The organism is Pseudomonas sp. Seg1, assembly GCF_018326005.1.
GTDB lineage: Bacteria > Pseudomonadota > Gammaproteobacteria > Pseudomonadales > Pseudomonadaceae > Aquipseudomonas.
This window is the reverse complement of the sequence record NZ_AP021903.1, coordinates 5,792,892-5,810,833: the sequence shown is the minus strand read 5'-3', so window position 1 is coordinate 5,810,833 and position 17,942 is coordinate 5,792,892. Positions and strand designations below refer to the sequence as shown.

Annotated in this window: 20 protein-coding genes; 13 read left to right on the top strand and 7 right to left on the bottom strand. The window is 61.5% G+C overall.

Annotation, left to right across the window (positions count from 1 at the left end):
• Positions 1-57: 57 nt before the first annotated feature.
• The 3 genes from trxA to KI231_RS26100 all read right to left on the bottom strand — a co-directional run bounded on the left by trxA (position 58) and on the right by KI231_RS26100 (position 2,233).
• The gene (gene trxA, locus KI231_RS26110; RefSeq protein ID WP_103303735.1) at positions 58-930 is read right to left on the bottom strand and encodes a thioredoxin; all 873 of its coding nucleotides are present in this window, start codon (positions 928-930) and stop codon (positions 58-60) included.
• 188 nt (positions 931-1,118) lie between these two features.
• Positions 1,119-1,772, bottom strand: coding sequence for a class I SAM-dependent methyltransferase (locus KI231_RS26105; protein ID WP_213026705.1), 654 nt, complete (start codon positions 1,770-1,772; stop codon positions 1,119-1,121).
• Positions 1,769-2,233 (bottom strand): YbaY family lipoprotein, encoded by a 465-nt coding sequence (locus KI231_RS26100; RefSeq protein ID WP_103303777.1) that lies wholly within the window; start codon positions 2,231-2,233, stop codon positions 1,769-1,771. The genes KI231_RS26105 and KI231_RS26100 overlap by 4 nt, the downstream gene beginning before the upstream one ends.
• Positions 2,234-2,361: 128 nt before the next feature.
• Here KI231_RS26100 and nrdR point away from each other — a divergent pair, with 128 nt between their 5' ends.
• The 12 genes from nrdR to KI231_RS26040 all read left to right on the top strand — a co-directional run bounded on the left by nrdR (position 2,362) and on the right by KI231_RS26040 (position 11,292).
• Entirely contained in the window at positions 2,362-2,826 is a 465-nt protein-coding gene (gene nrdR / locus KI231_RS26095) for a transcriptional regulator NrdR (protein ID WP_003228656.1), read from the top strand.
• On the top strand, positions 2,823-3,956 hold the full coding sequence (gene ribD, locus KI231_RS26090) for a bifunctional diaminohydroxyphosphoribosylaminopyrimidine deaminase/5-amino-6-(5-phosphoribosylamino)uracil reductase RibD (protein WP_213026704.1): 1,134 nt from the start codon (positions 2,823-2,825) through the stop codon (positions 3,954-3,956). The genes nrdR and ribD overlap by 4 nt, the downstream gene beginning before the upstream one ends.
• A 47-nt stretch (positions 3,957-4,003) precedes the next feature.
• Entirely contained in the window at positions 4,004-4,669 is a 666-nt protein-coding gene (locus KI231_RS26085; protein WP_103303732.1) for a riboflavin synthase, read from the top strand.
• A 16-nt stretch (positions 4,670-4,685) separates the two neighbouring features.
• Positions 4,686-5,777 (top strand): bifunctional 3,4-dihydroxy-2-butanone-4-phosphate synthase/GTP cyclohydrolase II, encoded by a 1,092-nt coding sequence (gene ribBA, locus KI231_RS26080; protein WP_103303731.1) that lies wholly within the window; start codon positions 4,686-4,688, stop codon positions 5,775-5,777.
• Positions 5,778-5,963: 186 nt separating this feature from the next.
• Complete coding sequence (gene ribH / locus KI231_RS26075; RefSeq protein ID WP_003228649.1) at positions 5,964-6,440, top strand: 6,7-dimethyl-8-ribityllumazine synthase; 477 nt, start codon at positions 5,964-5,966, stop codon at positions 6,438-6,440.
• Positions 6,437-6,937, top strand: a complete 501-nt coding sequence (gene nusB, locus KI231_RS26070; RefSeq protein WP_103303730.1) for a transcription antitermination factor NusB — start codon at positions 6,437-6,439, stop codon at positions 6,935-6,937. The genes ribH and nusB overlap by 4 nt, the downstream gene beginning before the upstream one ends.
• A 27-nt stretch (positions 6,938-6,964) precedes the next feature.
• Positions 6,965-7,930 (top strand): thiamine-phosphate kinase, encoded by a 966-nt coding sequence (gene thiL / locus KI231_RS26065; protein WP_213026703.1) that lies wholly within the window; start codon positions 6,965-6,967, stop codon positions 7,928-7,930.
• Entirely contained in the window at positions 7,927-8,430 is a 504-nt protein-coding gene (locus KI231_RS26060) for a phosphatidylglycerophosphatase A family protein (protein ID WP_103303728.1), read from the top strand. The genes thiL and KI231_RS26060 overlap by 4 nt, the downstream gene beginning before the upstream one ends.
• A gap of 37 nt (positions 8,431-8,467) precedes the next feature.
• Positions 8,468-9,205: a substrate-binding periplasmic protein gene (locus KI231_RS26055; RefSeq protein WP_213026702.1), complete on the top strand. Its 738-nt coding sequence runs from the start codon at positions 8,468-8,470 to the stop codon at positions 9,203-9,205.
• Positions 9,206-9,458: 253 nt separating this feature from the next.
• Positions 9,459-10,076, top strand: coding sequence for a GTP cyclohydrolase II (gene ribA, locus KI231_RS26050; protein ID WP_103303726.1), 618 nt, complete (start codon positions 9,459-9,461; stop codon positions 10,074-10,076).
• Positions 10,073-10,492 carry an MFS transporter gene (locus tag KI231_RS26045; protein ID WP_213026701.1) on the top strand — a complete coding sequence of 140 codons (420 nt, stop codon included), beginning with the start codon at positions 10,073-10,075 and terminating at the stop codon, positions 10,490-10,492. The genes ribA and KI231_RS26045 overlap by 4 nt, the downstream gene beginning before the upstream one ends.
• Entirely contained in the window at positions 10,492-11,292 is an 801-nt protein-coding gene (locus KI231_RS26040; RefSeq protein ID WP_213026700.1) for a cobalamin-binding protein, read from the top strand. The genes KI231_RS26045 and KI231_RS26040 overlap by 1 nt, the downstream gene beginning before the upstream one ends.
• Positions 11,293-11,442: 150 nt before the next feature.
• Here the strand turns inward: KI231_RS26040 and KI231_RS26035 are convergent, their stop codons facing one another.
• The 4 genes from KI231_RS26035 to KI231_RS26020 form a co-directional block, all read right to left on the bottom strand.
• Positions 11,443-13,326, bottom strand: a complete 1,884-nt coding sequence (locus tag KI231_RS26035) for a TonB-dependent receptor domain-containing protein (RefSeq protein ID WP_213026699.1) — start codon at positions 13,324-13,326, stop codon at positions 11,443-11,445.
• 171 nt (positions 13,327-13,497) lie between these two features.
• Entirely contained in the window at positions 13,498-15,396 is a 1,899-nt protein-coding gene (dxs, locus tag KI231_RS26030; RefSeq protein ID WP_213026698.1) for a 1-deoxy-D-xylulose-5-phosphate synthase, read from the bottom strand.
• Positions 15,397-15,487: 91 nt separating this feature from the next.
• Positions 15,488-16,375: a (2E,6E)-farnesyl diphosphate synthase gene (gene ispA / locus KI231_RS26025; protein ID WP_213026697.1), complete on the bottom strand. Its 888-nt coding sequence runs from the start codon at positions 16,373-16,375 to the stop codon at positions 15,488-15,490.
• On the bottom strand, positions 16,372-16,614 hold the full coding sequence (locus KI231_RS26020; RefSeq protein WP_003228627.1) for an exodeoxyribonuclease VII small subunit: 243 nt from the start codon (positions 16,612-16,614) through the stop codon (positions 16,372-16,374). Before KI231_RS26020 ends, ispA begins: the two co-directional genes overlap by 4 nt.
• A gap of 502 nt (positions 16,615-17,116) precedes the next feature.
• On the opposite strand from KI231_RS26020, the gene KI231_RS26015 reads away from it, so the two are divergent.
• Positions 17,117-17,908 (top strand): YfaP family protein, encoded by a 792-nt coding sequence (locus KI231_RS26015; RefSeq protein ID WP_213026696.1) that lies wholly within the window; start codon positions 17,117-17,119, stop codon positions 17,906-17,908.
• The last annotated feature ends 34 nt before the right edge of the window (positions 17,909-17,942 follow it).

The following is a 17,942-nucleotide window of genomic DNA, read 5'->3' as shown; positions in this document are numbered from 1 at the left end:
CCTGCGGCAGCTCCTACAGGAGGGACGTAAGCTGCCGAAGGCTGCGATCTCTTGATCTTAATAAAGCGCGGCAAACACCTTGCGACGGTACACATTCACCAACGGATGATCGTTACCGAGCAACTCGAACACTTGCAGCAAGGTCTTGTGCGGCAAACCTTCGCCATAGCTGCGGTTGCGGATGAACAACTTCAGCAGTGCCTCCAGCGCGGCTTCGTACTGCTGACGAGCCAGTTGCTGAATCGCCAGTTGATAGACAGCTTCATCGTCCTGCGGATCTTTCGCCAAACGCGCTTTCAGGTCGGCAGCGTCCGGCAGGTCGCGGGCAAGGCCGAGAAACTTGATCTGCGCCTTGGCCCCGGCCAGAGCGGCCTTGTGCTCATCGCTCTTGACCGCGTCGAGCACGGTTTGCGCTTCGTCCAGTTCACCGCGTTCGGTCAGGCAGCGGGCGTAGAGGATCAGCGCCTTGGCGTTGGTGTTGTCTTCATTGAGCATGACCACCAGCGCCGCTTCGGCATCGGCGAAACGGCCGTCATCAAACAAGGCCTGAGCCTGTTCGAATGGATCGGCAGCGGCCGGCGCCGGCATCTGCACATGCGGCTCAAGCAAGGCGCGTACGGCGGATTCCGGTTGTGCCCCGGCAAAACCGTCGACCGGTTGCCCGTCCTTGAACAGCACCACGGTCGGCAGGCTGCGAATGCCGAAGCGGGCGACGATGTCTTGCTCGATGTCGCAGTTGACCTTGGCCAGCAGCAGTTCGCCCTGATAGCTCTCGGCAATGCCTTGCAGCATCGGCATCAGCGCTTTGCACGGCGCACACCATTCGGCCCAGAAATCCACCAGCACAGGTTTGTTGAAAGAGGCTTCGATTACCGACTGGTCGAAATCGGCAGTCGTGGCGTCGAAGATGTACGGCGTTGGCTCACTCATGGGGGATCTCGTCAAAGCGTGGATGGGGCAACTATACGGCTTGGTGGGGTGTGGCCGAAAGTTAGAGATGAGTTGTCAGGGAGGACGCCATCGCGGGCAAGCCCGCTCCCACAGGGTTCTGTGTCGTATACAAAATCTCGGTTCGACTCGGTCACTGTGGGAGCGGGCTTGCCCGCGATGCTTTTTAGTCAGCGCCGGGCGTGGTACAGGCTGACATGGCGAAACTCTTCAGGCTCCGCCAGATCCGGCAAGGTCATCGCCTCAAGCATCTCAATCCGCTCATACAAAGGATGCTGAAAGTCCCGAACCCGCGAATCCGCCACCAACGCTTCACGGCCACGGCTGAGAAACGCATCAAGCAACGGCAGATTCTCCCGGTCATACAACACATCCGCCACCAGGATCAGATCAAAGCGATCCGCTTCGGCAAAAAAGTCCGTCGAATAACTCATCTGCACATCGTTGAGTTCGGCATTCGCCCGGCACGCGGCGATCGCCAGCGGATCGAGATCGCAGGCCACCACTTCCAGCGCCCCGGCCTTCACTGCGGCAATCCCGGCGATGCCGGACCCTGCGCCGAAATCCAGCACGCGTTTGCCACGAACCCATTCTGGAAACTCGGCCAGATAACGCGCCACTGCCAGTCCACTGGCCCAGCAAAAACTCCAGTACGGCGGTTCGTGCAGGATTCGCTGGGTTTCTTCCTGACTGAATTCGCGGTCCATGTTGTCGCCGTCGATCAGCCACAGCTTTAAATCGGTGTCCGGCAACGCACAGGCCTTGAGTCTGGCGTCGCCGAGCAATTCACCTAAGGCCTGTTGCAGGTCGAGCGGTGCATTCATGGTGCTTTGACAAATTGCAGTTGGCCCAGCGCCTGCGTGGTCGGCTGAGTGATGGTCTGCGACGGCAGGTGCAGGATCAACTGGCCGGATTGGCTGGCGCGGCCGCGTAGCTCAACCCGTGCCCCGGCCGGAAACGCGTCCGGGTTGAAGCGCAGGCGAAACGGCAGGATCTGGTTGTTGCCGATCAGGCTGGAACTGGCGAGCAATTGTTGCGGACGATCCTTTTCATCGATCACCAGCAGCGCCAGTTCGACTTCGGCACCGGCTGGTACGCCTTGCAGGGTGCCGCTCAATTCGCGCTGATAGGCGGGCAGCGGGCCGAGGTCGGCGGCCTCCTTGGCTTTTTTCTGTGCCTGTTGAGGCGCAGGTCCCGGCGTCGGCGGTTGCGGCTTGGGCGCATCGCTGCCACAGGCCACCAGCAGGCTGAAAAGACTGAGCAAAACGAGCGGACGTAAAGGCATTGGCGGCTCCGGCAAAATGAAATCCATGGATCAAACGATCATGCCCGTCTGTATACCGCAAACCCTATGGCTTGTCTTGCCACCGGGATGCGCTACCATGGCCCTCCCTTTTTTTGTTGCCAGCCACCATGCACTGTCCCTTCTGCGGTGCCAACGACACCAAGGTCATCGACTCGCGTCTGGTCGCCGAGGGCGAACAGGTGCGCCGCCGGCGTGAATGCCTGGCCTGCGGCGAACGTTTCACGACGTTCGAGACGGCCGAACTGGTGTTGCCGCGCCTGATCAAAACCGACGGCAGCCGCCAACCGTTCGACGAAGAAAAACTCCGCGCCGGTATGCAACGCGCCCTGGAGAAACGTCCGGTGAGCGTCGAGCGCCTCGAATCCTCCCTGGTCCACATCAAGCACAAGCTGCGCGCCACTGGCGAGCGCGAGGTCAAATCCCTCGTGGTCGGCGAACTGGTGATGGCCGAGTTGCAAAAGCTCGATGAAGTGGCCTACATCCGTTTCGCCTCGGTGTACCGACGCTTCCAGGACCTCAACGAGTTCCGCGAAGAGATCGACCGCCTCGCCCGCGAACCGGTGAAAGAATGACCCGCGCCGCCGAGCAGGCCATCCTCGACGCCCATTTCATGGCCCGCGCGCTGGAACTGGCGCGCAAAGGTCACTACACCACGCACCCCAACCCTCGTGTGGGCTGCGTGATTGTGAAGGACGGGCAGATTGTCGGCGAAGGCTGGCATGAACGTGCCGGCGAACCGCACGCCGAAGTCCACGCCTTGCGCGCCGCCGGTGAACTGGCCCGGGGCGCCACCGCTTACGTGACGCTGGAACCTTGCAGCCACCATGGCCGCACGCCGCCGTGTGCCGATGCGTTGGTCAATGCCGGCGTTGGGCGTGTGGTCGCAGCAATGCGCGATCCCAACCCGCAAGTGGCCGGCCGTGGCTTGCAGCGTTTGGCCGATGCCGGTATCGCCACCGAAAGCGGCGTGCTGGAAGGTGAGGCGCGCAAGCTCAATCAAGGTTTCCTGAAACGCATGGAACACGGCTTGCCGTTCGTGCGGGTCAAGTTGGCCATGAGCCTCGACGGTCGCACGGCGATGGAGAGCGGCGAGAGCCAATGGATCACCGGCCCGGCCGCACGTTCGGCGGTGCAGCGTTTGCGCGCCCAGGCCAGCGTGGTCCTGACCGGTGCTGACACGGTGCTGGCCGATGGCGCCCGCCTGACCGTGCGCGCTGACGAGTTGGGCCTCGATGCCGAACAAACTGCGCTGGCCATGAGCCGCCCGCCATTGCGCGTGCTGATTGATGGTCGTCTGCGGGTGCCGCTCGACGCGCCATTCTTCAAGGCTGGGCCGGCGCTGGTCGCCACGTGCATGGCAGTCGAAGAGCAATACGCCAACGGTCCGGAGTGTCTGATCGTGCCGGGCGATGACGGTCAGGTCGATCTGCATCAACTGCTGATCGAACTGGCCGGCCGTGGCGTCAATGAAGTGTTGGTCGAGGCTGGCCCGCGTCTGGCCGGTGCGTTTGCTCAGCTCGGTCTGGTCGACGAGTTCGTGATCTTCATCGCCGGCAAGTTTCTCGGTTCCTCGGCACGTCCGCTGCTGGACTGGCCGCTGTCCTTCATGAAGGACGCCCCCGAGCTGAAAATCACTGAAATTCGCGCGGTTGGCGATGACTGGCGAGTCACTGCCATCCCTGTTCCATCGGCGAGCGTATAATTCCCGGCCATCGCGTTAGCGCTGGCTTCGTTCTCAAGGAGAACCCCATGTTTACCGGCATCATCGAATCCATCGGCAGTATCCGTGCACTGACCCCAAAGGGCGGCGATGTACGGGTGCATGTTGCAACCGGCAAGCTCGACCTGAGCGACGTCAAACTCGGCGACAGCATCGCGGTCAACGGCGTCTGCCTGACGGCGGTTGAATTGCCGGGCGACGGTTTCGCTGCCGACGTCAGCCGCGAAACCCTCGACTGCACTGCCATGAATGACCTGAAAAGCGGCAGCCCGGTCAATCTGGAAAAAGCCCTGACGCCGACCACCCGTCTCGGCGGGCATCTGGTCAGCGGTCACGTCGACGGTGTCGGCGAGATCGTTTCCCGCGCCGACAATGCCCGCGCGGTGGAATTTCGTATCCGTGCGCCGAAGGAACTGGCCAAGTACATCGCCCACAAAGGCTCGATCACCGTCGACGGCACCAGCCTGACCGTGAACGCGGTCGATGGCGCCGAATTCATGCTGACGATCATTCCGCACACCCTGAGCGAAACCATCATGGCGTCCTACAAGCCAGGTCGCCGGGTGAATCTGGAAGTCGACTTGCTGGCGCGTTATCTGGAGCGTCTGCTCTTGGGCGACAAGGCCGCAGAGCCGAGCGCTGGCGGTACGATCACTGAAAGCTTTCTGGCCGCCAACGGCTACCTCAAATCCTGACTGAAGGGGGTGCCTTGTGGCGCTCAATAGCATCGAAGAACTGGTTGAAGACATCCGCCAAGGCAAGATGGTCATCCTCATGGATGACGAAGACCGCGAGAACGAAGGCGACCTGATCATGGCCGCCGAATGCTGCACGGCTGCGCACATCAACTTCATGGCCAAGCACGCCCGTGGCCTGATCTGCATGCCGATGAGCCGCGAGCGCTGCGAACTGTTGAAGCTGCCACTGATGGCCCCGCGTAACGGTTCCGGTTTCGGTACCAAGTTCACCGTGTCGATCGAAGCGGCCGAAGGCGTGACCACCGGCATCTCCGCCGCCGACCGTGCACGCACCGTGCAAGCCGCTGCCGCCAAAGACGCCAAGGCTGAAGACATCGTCAGCCCGGGCCACATCTTCCCGCTGATGGCACAGGCCGGTGGCACCCTGGCTCGCGCCGGCCACACCGAGGCCGCTTGCGACCTGGCGCGCATGGCCGGTTTCGAGCCGAGCGGCGTGATCTGCGAAGTGATGAACGACGACGGCACCATGTCCCGCCGCACCGAACTGGAAGCTTTCGCTGCCGAACACAACATCAAGATCGGCACCATCGCCGACCTGATTCACTACCGGATGATCCACGAACGTACCGTTCAGCGGATTGCCGAGCAGCCGCTGGACAGCGAACTGGGCCAATTCAACCTGGTGACCTATCGTGATTCGGTGGAAGGCGACGTGCACATGGCCCTGACGTTGGGCACTGTTTGCGCCGAAGAACCGACCCTGGTTCGCGTACACAACATGGACCCTCTGCGCGACCTGCTGATGGTCAAGCAACCGGGCCGCTGGAGCCTGCGCGCCGCGATGGCTGCGGTTGCCGAAGCGGGCAGCGGTGTGGTGCTGTTGCTCGGTCACCCGCTCGATGGTGACGTGTTGCTGGCGCACATCCGTGAAACCGGTGATCAGGCCGCGCCGAAAAAACCGACCACCTACAGCATCGTCGGTGCCGGTTCGCAGATCCTGCGTGACCTCGGAGTGCGCAAAATGCGTTTGATGAGCGCGCCAATGAAATTTAATGCGATATCCGGTTTCGATCTGGAAGTTGTAGAATACGTGCCCTCCGAATAATGACCGGTTGTTTCCGGCATTGTTGACATGGATTCTTGTGGCGAGGGGAATCATCCCCGACGGCTGCGCAGCGGCCCCTGTTTTGGGACTGCTACGCAGTCCATCGGGGATAAATCCCCTCGCCACAGCTAATATCACTGAGGGATGCGTACGAGACGCGTCCCGGCTCTTTAAGAGAACTGACGAATGACCCTGAAGACCATCGAAGGTACCTTCATCGCCCCTAAAGGCCGCTACGCTTTGGTAGTGGGCCGCTTCAACAGCTTCGTTGTTGAAAGCCTGGTCAGCGGTGCAGTTGATGCCCTGGTTCGCCACGGCGTGAGCGAAAGCGACATCACCATCATCCGCGCACCTGGCGCCTTCGAAATCCCGCTGGTCGCGCAGAAAGTCGCCCAGAAAGGTGAGTTCGCAGCCATCATCGCCCTCGGCGCAGTCATTCGTGGCGGCACTCCGCACTTCGAATACGTAGCAGGCGAGTGCACCAAGGGTCTGGCCCAGGTGTCCATGGAGTTCGGCGTACCGGTCGCGTTCGGCGTCCTGACCGTTGATTCCATCGAGCAAGCCATCGAACGTTCCGGCACCAAGGCCGGTAACAAAGGTGCCGAAGCTGCCCTGTCCGCTCTGGAAATGGTCAGCCTGCTGGCGCAGTTGGAGGCCAAGTGATTAGCGACGAAAGCGATCGTTTCAACCCGCGCGATCCAAAACCTGCGGATGCCGGCAAGCCCTCGAAAAGCGTCAAGCGTCGCGAAGCCCGTCAGCTCGCGACTCAAGCGCTGTACCAGTGGCACATGGCTCGGCAATCGCTGAACGAGATCGAAGCGCAGTTCCGCGTTGATAACGATTTCACTGATGTCGACGGTGCTTACTTCCGCGAAATCCTCCACGGGGTTCCGCAGTTCAAGACCGAAATCGACAACGCCCTGACGCCTTGCCTGGATCTGGCGATCGAAGAGCTGGACCCGGTTGAACTGGCCGTTCTGCGCCTGTCCACCTGGGAGCTGCTCAAGCGCGTCGACGTGCCGTACCGCGTTGTGATCAACGAAGGTATCGAGCTGGCCAAAGTGTTCGGTTCGACCGACGGCCACAAGTTCGTCAACGGCGTACTCGACAAGCTGGCTCCGCGCCTGCGTGAAGCTGAAGTGAAGGCGTTCAAGCGCTGATCGGCGCTTGAACTCTTTGTCTCAGCCATGGGCGAGTTTGAGCTGATCCGCAATTTCTTCGCCGCCGCGCCTTGTGCGCAGGGCGGCGAGGGTGTTGCACTGGGGATCGGCGATGACTGCGCCTTGCTGGCGGTTCCTCCCGGGGAACAGCTGGCGATTTCCACCGATACGCTGGTGGCCGGCGTGCATTTCGCCGACCCCTGCGATCCGTTTCTGCTCGGTCAGCGCTCGCTGGCCGTCGCGGTCAGCGATCTGGCCGCCATGGGCGCCACGCCCGTTGCCTTCACCCTTGCCCTGACTGTGCCGACGGTGACCGCCGAGTGGCTGCAGGCCTATGCCCGTGGTTTGAACCGCATGGCACAAAACTGCGGCGTCGCGCTGGTCGGAGGCGATACCACGCGTGGGCCGTTGAGCCTGACCGTCACCGTGTTCGGTCGAGTGCCCGCCGGACAAGCCTTGACCCGCAGCGGCGCGCAACCGGGGGACTTGTTGTGCGTCGGGGGTGAGCTGGGCAATGCCGCCGGCGCATTGCCGCTGGTGCTGGGCCAGCGCGACGCCGCGCCGGAGATTGGCCAGCCATTGCTCGACCACTATTGGTCGCCGCAACCGCAACTGGCCCTCGGTCAGGCCTTGCGCGGCAAAGCCACGTCAGCGCTGGATATCTCGGACGGCTTGCTCGCCGATTGCGGTCATATCGCGCTGGCGTCGAAGGTTCGACTCGAGATTGAACGCGAGCGCGTGCCGTTGTCGGATGCATTAGTGGCGTTTCTCGGGCAGCGCGGTGCCGAGCGTGCAGCGTTGAGCGGCGGCGATGATTACGTGCTGGCCTTCACCCTACCGTCCGTCGAGTTGCCGGCATTGCTGGCCGGCGGTTGGCCGATTCACGTGATCGGCCGTGTGACCGAGGGGCAGGGCGTGGCGCTGCTGGATCGCGAGGGGCGTGACATCACTCCGCAAATCCGGGGCTATCAACATTTTCAGGAGACACCGTGACAGATCACCCGAAACAGGTTCCGGCCGAATTCGTGCCGCCGTCGGTCTGGCGCAATCCCTGGCATTTTCTCGCGTTCGGCTTTGGTTCCGGCACGCTGCCGAAAGCGCCGGGCACGTGGGGCTCGCTAGTTGCGCTACCCTTTATCCCGTTGTGGCAGATGCTGCCCGATTGGGGATACTGGCTGATGCTCGGCATCACCATGCTGTTCGGCTTCTGGCTGTGCGGCAAGGTCGCTGACGATCTGCGGGTGCACGACCACGAAGGCATCGTCTGGGACGAAATGGTCGGGATGTGGATCACCCTGTGGCTGGTGCCGGAAGGCTGGTACTGGTTGCTCGCGGGTTTCCTCGTGTTCCGTTTCTTCGACATTCTCAAGCCCTGGCCGATCCGCTGGGTCGACCGGCATGTCCATGGCGGCTTTGGCATCATGCTCGACGACGTGCTGGCCGGTGTCTTTGCCTGGCTGGCGATGCAGGGGCTGGTGTGGCTGTTCACCTGATCCCAAGGGGCGTCAGGGTTACGTGAGGGGACTGGGGATGGCTCGACGTTGGTGGGCGCTTGTGTTTTTTATCCTGCTGGGCACTGTCGCCAGTGCGCAGGACACCGCACCGACGCCTTCGGTCATTCATCTGGCCAGCGAAGACTGGGAAGATTACACCGCCGCCGATGGTCATGGCCTCGGCTGGGACGTGTTGCGCAAGGTGTTCGAGCCGGCCGGGGTGAAACTCGACATTCGTACCGAGCCTTACACGCGTTCCGTGGGGCTGGCTCAACGTGGCGAAGTCGATGCCTGTGTCGGCTCTTATCATGAAGAGACCAGTGATCTGCTCTATCCGCGCTGGAACTTCGACACCGATCACATCTACGCGCTGGGCCTCGCCAGCAATCCGGCACCGAGTCCGGAAACCCTGGGCAACTATCGACTGGCCTGGGTACGCGGCTACGACTACCAGAATTATTTGCCCAACGTGAAAAGCTACAACGAGGTCATTCGGCGCACCGGGATTCTGTCGATGCTGACCCACAACCGTGCCGACTATTACATTGATGCGCAGACTGAAGTCGATTACGTGGTCGGCCGGGCCAGGGATCCGTCGCAGTTCCGTAAAACCCATATCGCCGAACTGCCGCTGTACCTGTGCTTTGCCAATACGCCACAGGCCCGCACATTGATGGCGTTGTATGACCAGCGCATGGACCAGTTGGTGAAGAGCGGCGAGCTGAAGCCGATCTTCGAGAAGTGGAAGCAGCCGTATCCGTTCAAACCGAACTGAACCGGATCTATCGGTTTAACACTGGACCCTGTGGGAGCTGGCTTGCCAGCGATGACGGTACATCAGTCGCTATTATGTTCGCTGACCCACCGCAATCGCTGGCAAGCCAGCTCCCACAAGGGTCGGTGTTGTCCGCAAGTGATCAAACTTTTTGATCGTTATGCCCGATAATTCAGCCTAAGCGCCTGCCCAAAGCTGCTGTTACAATGCCGCCCAGCGAATCTTCAGACTTTTTTAGATCAGGAGCACACCGGTGCCTGTCGTTTTTGTCGCCGCTTCCAAGCTGCCAACGCCTTTTGCGCAATTCACCATGCACGGTTTTCTCGATGAAGCCACCGGCCGCGAGCACGTCGTGCTGAGCCTGGGTGATTTCGCCGACGGTGCCCCGGTACTCGGCCGGTTGCATTCCGAATGCCTGACGGGCGATGCCTTGTTCAGCCAGCGTTGCGACTGCGGCTCGCAACTCGAAGGCGCGCTCAAAGCCATCGCCCGTGAAGGTCGTGGCGTGCTGCTGTACTTGCGTCAGGAAGGTCGTGGCATCGGGCTGTTGAACAAGATCCGCGCCTACGAATTGCAGGACGGCGGCGCCGACACCGTTGAAGCCAACGAGCGTCTGGGTTTCGCCGCCGACCAGCGCGACTACGCCATGTGTCTGCCGATGCTCGAGCATCTGGGCGTCAAGTCATTGCGACTGATGACCAACAACCCGCGCAAGGTCAAAGCCTTGACCGACATGGGCATCACCGTCGCCGAGCGCGTGCCGCTGCACACCGGGCACAACCCGCACAACAAACTCTACCTGGCGACCAAGGCCAGCAAGCTCGACCACATGATGGGCAACGAGCATCAGGGCGAGGTCGACCGCGCGTGACCCGCGGTCAGGTGCGCCGTCGCCTCAGCGTCGACTGGTGGAAATACCTGGCGCTGGCGCTGGTGCCGTTGTTTGTCTTCAACGCACTGTTCGGTGAGGGCGAAGGGATCATGCCGGTGCTGGCGATGCCGTTCTTTATCGCCGGCGTGGCGTCGATGTTTGTCAGCCTGAAGCTTTTCGGCCGTTATAAACACGCACTGATCGCCACCCAGAAAGCCCTCGATACCCCTGAAGAACCTGCGGCGTGGATCGCTCTCGCGGCGCGTCGTCGCAGCGCCTTCCTTGTGGCTGCGCTGCCGGCGTGGATCGGCGCGCTGGCGGTGTTCGTCGGCCTCGAAGCAGTGCCCTTGATGCTGCTGGCGTTGTCCACGGCGGTGCTGTTCTACCTCTACCGTATTCCGCGTCAACTCGGTTGATGCGCCAACTCTGGCTGGCGCTTCTGCTGCTGGCCATCAGCGGCTCGGCGCTGGCGAGTCTGCGCGTGGTCAGCCTTGCGCCGTCTCTGTCGGAAATCGTCGTTGAACTGGATTCAGCCGACCTGCTGGTCGGCGTGCTGGACGCTGGCGAGCGCCCGGCGGCCCTTGCCGGGGTGCCTTCCGTTGGCCGCTATGGCCAGCTCGACATGGAGCAACTGCTCAGCCTGAAACCCGATCTTTTGTTGCTCTGGCCCGGCAGTGTCGGCCCGGCACAGCGTGATCAGCTCAAGCGTTTGAACGTCCCCACATTCGTTGCCGAACCGCACAGCCTTGAACAGCTTTCCGGGCAGATCGAAGCGATTGCCGCTCAACTTGGTCGGCCTGAGCGGGGGCTGAAGTTGGCGGCGGATCTGCGCAAGACACTTGATGGCCTGCGCCAGCGCTATCGTCGCGACACGCCGCTCAAGGTGTTCTATCAAGTCTGGGACAAGCCGCTGTATACGGTGGGCGGAGGGCAGATCATCAGCGATGCGCTGCAGGTGTGCGGGGCGCGCAACGTGTTCGCCGACCTGAGTCTACCGGCGCCGCAGGTGAGTATAGAAGCCGTGTTGCAGCGCAATCCCGAGGTGATTCTGGCGAGTGATCAGGCGCAGCTCGATGCGTGGAAATCCTGGCCGCAGGTGGCGGCGGTGACGCAGGGGAAACTGCTGCTTGTCACTGACAAGGGCCTGGAAAGGCCCAGCGGGCAGATGATCGATGCGACAGCCAAGCTTTGCCACCTCATCGCGCCTGACCGATAACCTGTAGTGAGGGGATTTATCCCCGACCGGCTGCGTAGCAGCCGTAAACCGGTGAGCTCAATCTGGCTGATTCACTGAGGTGTCTGTATTGGGGCTGCTTCGCAACCCATCGGGGATAAATCCCCTCGCCACAGTTGATCGAGTTTGATCTTAGAGTTGCGGCGTCCAAGTGACGCCAAACATCCACGCCCGACCTTCCTCGCGATAACCATATTGGCTGCCGTCATAGCTGTAGTTCGCCCGGCTGTAGCCCTTGTCCAGCAAGTTATCCACCTTCAGATCCAGCTTGATCTCGCGGTTCAGCGCCCAGCTGCTGCGCAAGCCGAACAATGCATAGCCGCCCAACGACTGCCGGTTATCCCGGTCGTCATAGCTGCTGCTTACCGCCTGCCAACTGGCGCCGAGGCTCAGACGGTCGAACTGCCGATCCAGATCCCAACTCAGCGTGCGCCGCGCACGCCGCGCCAGGGTATGGCCAGTATCGCGGTCGCGTGGGTCAATGATCGATACGCCAAGGTTGCTCTGCCAGCCGAACAGTTGCTGTTTCAGCGCCGCTTCAAAACCGTTGATCCGCGCCGAGGCGACGTTCTCAGGTCGTGAATTGCTGCCGAAAATGATCGCGTCTTCCAGGTCCGTACGGTAAATCGAGGCTTCGAGACGGCTGCTGTCGTTCAACTGGCTGCGCCATTGCAGCTCGTAGCTTTTCGAGGTTTCCGGTTTCAGATTCGGGTTGCTGAAATCCGGGTAGTACAGATCGTTGAAGGTCGGCGCGCGGAAGCCTTCGCTGTAGCTCAGCAACAGGTCGTTGTCTGGGTTCAGCGGCAGAGTGAACGTACCGCTCCAGGTGTTCTGGCTGCCGAATTGCTGGTTGTCGTCGTGACGCAGGCCCAGTTCGGTGGAGAAGCTGTCGGCCTGATAGCGATGCTGGATGAACGCGGCGCGGTTCCAGCGGCTGTCCTCATCGAACGCGGTGCTGCTGTTGACCCGGTCTTCATACCAGTCGCCACCAAGGATCAGGCTGTTACGTGCGTCGAGGGTCAGGTCGTTCTGCCAGTTCACCGAATCGCGGTAGGTGTTGAACACCGTGCGTTCATCGCTGAGCTTGTCGAGGGTCTTTTCGCGGTTCTCGGTGTGGCCGAATTCGACGCGGGTTTTCCAGATCTCGTTGACCCGGGCATCGACGTAACTGCTGACGCTGCTGACGTTGAAATCGCTGTAAGGCTGCTGCTGCACCGATTCGAAAGTGTTCATGTCAAAGCGACCGAACGGGTTGTCGAATTCGCTCTTGCCACGGTTATCCAGCAGGTTGGCACCGACTTCGATGTCATCAGTCAGTGCATGACTGAGACTCAGGCTGAGGGACTTGTTGCGGTAAGCATCGTGATCGCTATCGCTGGGATATGACTCGTGGGTGCGATCAATGCCGGCCGTTTCATCGAGACTGGCGCCGAGGTTGAAGCGGGTTTTGTCATCGCCACCGGACAAGCCGAGGCTGCGCTCCCAGGTCTGGTTGCTGCCGACGCCAGCATGCAGGCGCGGCTGCAAACCCTGCTCAGTGCCGCGCCGGGTGAAGATCTGAATCACCCCGCCAATCGCATCGCTGCCGTAAATCACCGAACGCGAACCGCGCAGCACTTCAACGCGCTCGATCTGCTCGATGTTCAGGTGTTGCAGGTTGCTGTCGCCGGAAGTGGAACTGCCGATGCGCTGGCCGTCGACCAGCACCAGACTCTGCGCCGACTGCGTACCGCGAATATAAATCCCGGGCAGACTGCCACGCCCGCCGGCCTGCGCCACCTGCACGCCCGGCACCCGACGCAGCAGGTCTGGCACATCGCTCGGTTGCAGGCGGTCGATGTCTTCGCGGGTAAATACAGTGTTGGCCGCGCTGCTGTCGTTGCGTGCTTCGACCTGGCGGTTGGCGCTGATCAGCGTGTCAGGCAGCTTCAGCGCTTGATCGCGTTCGAAGGTGTCGGCGAGGGCGCTGGCGGCTGGCAGCAGAAGGAAGGGCAGGGCGAGGCGCGAGAGTTTCATCGGGCAGTCCAATGGTGTTTCAGGTGTTCACAAATTTTTGGAGTTCTACAAAACACTGTGGGAGCGGGCTTGCCCGCGATGAGGCCGGCACATTCAACATCAATGTTGACTGTGCCGACGCCTTCGCGGGAAAGCCCGCTCCCACATGGGATATTGCATGTATCCAGCGATTTAGCGGTTGAGCAGTTCCAGACGCTCGCGGATCGACGCTTCGATTCCGGCCTCATCCAGCCCGCACTCCGCCAGCATCTGCGCCGGTTTCGCGTGCTCGACGTAGCTGTCCGGCAAGCCCAGATGCAGCATCGACTTGAGAATATTCTCGCGTGCGAGAAATTCGCTGACCGCGCCACCGGCGCCGCCCATGATCGCGTTCTCTTCGATCGTCACCAGCAACTCGTGGCTGCCGGCAATCTCGCGCACCAGTGCCTCATCCAGCGGTTTGACGAAACGCATGTCGACCACCGTCGCATCCAGCTTCTCGGCGACTTTCAGCGCCTCGGTCAGTTGCACGCCGAACACCAGCAGAGCGACGTTGCTGCCCTGGCGACGGACGATGCCCTTACCGATTTCGATAGGCTCGAGATCTTTCTCGATGTTCGCATTCGGGCCGCTGCCGCGCGGGTAACGCACCGCCGCCGGGCCGTTGTACAGGTGGCCGGTGGTGAGCATTTTGCGCAATTCGTTCTCATCGCTCGGGGTCATGATGAGCATGCCCGGGATGCAACGCAGGTACGACAGATCGAAACTGCCGGCGTGGGTCGGGCCGTCTTCGCCGACCAGACCGGCGCGGTCGATGGCGAACAGCACGTCGAGGTTCTGCACCGCCACATCGTGGACGAGTTGATCGTAGCCACGCTGGAGGAATGTCGAGTAGATCGCCACCACCGGTTTCGCGCCTTCGCAGGCCATGCCGGCAGCGAACGTCACCGCGTGCTGTTCGGCAATCGCCACGTCGAAGTAGCGCAGCGGGAAGCGTTCGCTGAACGCCACCAGATCCGAGCCTTCCTTCATTGCCGGGGTAATCCCGACCAGACGTGGATCAGCCGCCGCCATGTCACACAGCCACTCGCCGAACACTGCCGAATACTTCGGCCCGCCGGCTTTCTTCGGCGCAGCGGCCGGGGCGTCCAGCGGTTCGAGTTTGGTGATTGCGTGGTAACCGATCGGGTCGACTTCCGCCGGGGCGAAGCCTTTACCTTTCTTGGTGACGATGTGCAGGAACTGCGGGCCTTTGAGGTCACGCATGTTGCGCAGCGTGGCGATCAGCGTTGGCAGGTCGTGGCCGTCGATCGGGCCGATGTAGTTCCAGCCCAGCTCTTCGAACAGCGTGCCGGGGACCAGCATGCCTTTTGCGTATTCTTCGGTGCGACGGGCGATTTCCCAGGCGCCTGGCAGGCGCGACAGCACTTTTTTGCTGCCTTCACGCATGCTCGCGTAAGTGCGGCTGGAAAGGATTTTCGCCAGATAATTCGACAGGCCGCCGACGTTGCGCGAGATCGACATGTCGTTGTCGTTGAGGATCACCAGCATGTTGGCGTCGACTTCCGGCGCATGGTTCAGCGCCTCGAAAGCCATGCCCGCCGTCAGTGCGCCGTCGCCGATCACGGCAATCGCCTTGCGATCACTGTTTTGCAGGCGGGCGGCAATCGCCATGCCCAGCGCCGCGCTGATCGAGGTGCTGGAGTGGCCGACGCCAAAGGTGTCGTACTCGCTCTCGGAGCGGCGCGGGAAAGCGGCGATACCGTCCTTCTGGCGCAGGGATTCCATGCGCTCGCGGCGACCGGTGAGGATCTTGTGCGGATAAGCCTGATGACCGACGTCCCACACCAGCCGGTCGTCCGGGGTGTCGAAGACGTAATGCAACGCGATGGTCAGCTCGATGACGCCCAGGCCGGCACCGAAATGCCCACCGGTCTGGCCGACCGTGTAGAGCAATTCCAGGCGCAACTCATCGGCCAGGGTTTCCAGCTCGGCTTCGCCTAACCGGCGCAGGCCGTCCGGCGTATTCGCGCGGTCGAGCAGGGGCGTGGTCGGGCGCTTGCGGGGAATCTCATGAAACGTCGTGGGCATCAGGCGAATCGTTATAGGTATAAAAGATGCGGCAGTTTACCTGATGCATCGCCCCCTGCCCACGCGTTGGTCTTTTTTGGCTGATTCGCCGTCAGTTGCGGCGCTCGACGATATACCGGGCCAGCTCGCGCAACGGCTCGGCTGCCGCGTCAAACGGTCGCAGGGCGTGCAGGGCCTGATCGCGCAGTTCCAGGGCATAGGCCTTGGCGGCGTCCAGACCGAGCAGGGCCGGGTAGGTTGGCTTATCGCGGGCAATGTCGGCGCCCTGGCGTTTGCCGAGGGTTTCGGTATCGCTTTCGACGTCGAGGATGTCGTCCTGCACCTGGAAGGCGAGGCCGATGGCCTGTGCATAAGTCTGCAGGGCCTTGAGTTCATCCTGCTCGGCCCGGCCGCTGGCCAGGGCGCCGAGTTTGACGCTGGCCTCGATCAACGCGCCGGTCTTGTGCCGGTGCATCTGTTCGAGGGCTTTCTGATCGAGCTTCAGGCCAACCGAGCCGAGGTCGATGGCCTGACCGCCGACCATACCCGCCGGGCCTGCCGCATGCGCCAGCGTTGTGACCTGTTGCAGGCGAATGTCTGTGCTCAGATCGCTCAGGCGCGGGTCGAGCAGGGCGCTGAACGCCAGGCTCTGCAAGCCGTCACCGGCGAGAATCGCGCAGGCTTCGTCGAATTTCTTGTGGGTGGTTGGCTGGCCGCGACGCAGATCGTCGTCGTCCATCGCCGGCAAATCGTCGTGCACCAGCGAATAGGCGTGGATCAGTTCAACGGCGCAGGCCGCGCCGTTGGCCTGCTCGGGCTTGCCACCGAGGGCTTCGCATGCGGCGTAGGCCAGTAGTGGACGCACGCGTTTGCCGCCGTTCATCACGCTGTAGCGCATCGCTTCGTAGAGGCGCGCCAGTTCCGGCAGCGGGGCGTTGAACAGGGTTTCCAGGGCCGCGTTGACCCGCGCCTGACTGGTCGCCGAATACGCTGCAATCATTCTGGCTGTTCCGCGTCGAAGGGTTCCTCGGCGAGTTCGCCATCGCGCTCCAGCAGCACTTGCACCTTCTGCTCGGCTTGCGCCAGCGCTGCCTGGCAGTCACGGGTCAGACCGATGCCCTGCTCGAAAGCGGTCAGCGAGTCTTCCAGCGACAATTCACCATTCTCCAGACGCTCGACCAGTGTTTGCAGGTCGGCGAGGGACTGTTCGAAATCCAGTGCAGCTTTTTTGCGGGCCATGGCGGCGATTTCCGGTTGACGTTAAACCGGCGCGACACTAGCAGATAGGGGGGTTATGGGCAAATGAGGTACCTAGTCCAAGGCCGTGCACATAACCCTGTGGCGAGGGGATTTATCCCCGATGGGTTGCGCAGCAACCCCAAAAAGCAGCCGACCGGTTTTTTCAGGGAAAACCGTGGATAACGGTTTACGACTGCTTCGCAGCCGATCGGGGATAAATCCCCTCGCCACAGGTTTTTTTAGGGATTCATGAAGGTTAAGGCTTATTCGGCTCATTTTGTGAGCCGAATAAGAGCGCTATTCGGCTCACGCTCAACAACACTGCGTGATTCTCACCGCAAATCCAGATGTATCCGATTGTTAAAAAACTGCCAAATGGCTAATCTTCGCGCCTTCTACGACCCGACAGTCACGGGTCTTTCAGACGAAACGCAGTTTTCACCGCTGTGAAGTACCGAGGATCGGGTGCAAGGTTTCGTTCAGGCATGGCAGGAGGCATCACATGCGTTCATTTCTTATGCTGCTGATCGGGTTGGCCTGCGCGCCCGCGCTGCTGGCCGCGCCGACTGCCGAGTTGGCGGAACCGGTGGGCGGCTGGCGTTATCACGGTTTGCTCGACCGAACGGAAAACCCGCAAGTCGCCTACCCGACGCCGCCGATCGATCGCGGCGTCCAGCGTAATCGCACAATGATCGAAGGCCAGCTCAAAGCCATCGGCCATATGCGCCCGCCGCACAGCCTCGCCGTCAACGGCAATCCACTGAATCTGTACACCGACGACCAAGGGCGATTTGCCCGCCCGTATGCGTTTGGCGCGGGGTCGAACAGCGTCGAGGTGATCAGCGCCGAAGGCCAGTCGCTCAAGCGTGTGCAATTTTATGAAGCAAATAACCTGCGCACGCCGGCGAAAATTCGTCTTGTCTTGGGATGGGACGATCCGAAAGCCGAACTTGATCTGCACATTGTCACGCCCGACGGTCAGCATGCCTTTTGGGCGCGGCCGGCGCTGAGCAACGGCGGCGGTCTCGACCCGGATGGCGTCGATGGTCCCGGTCCGGAGATGTTCACCATGACCGCGCCGCTGCATGGCACCTATCTGGTTTACGTCAACTATTGGGGCAACTACGGTAACGGCGGCTATAACTTCGATGAGACCAGCAACCAGAACGAGGTGATTACCTCGCAAATCACGCTGGTGCTCAACGAAAACACCGTCGACGAAAAACGCGAGACCTTCATCGTGCCCCTGCGGGCGATCGGTGATCTGCTGCTGGTCAAGACTTTCAACTATTAAGCATCCCGCCACGGATGAAATCGGGCTTTGAGAA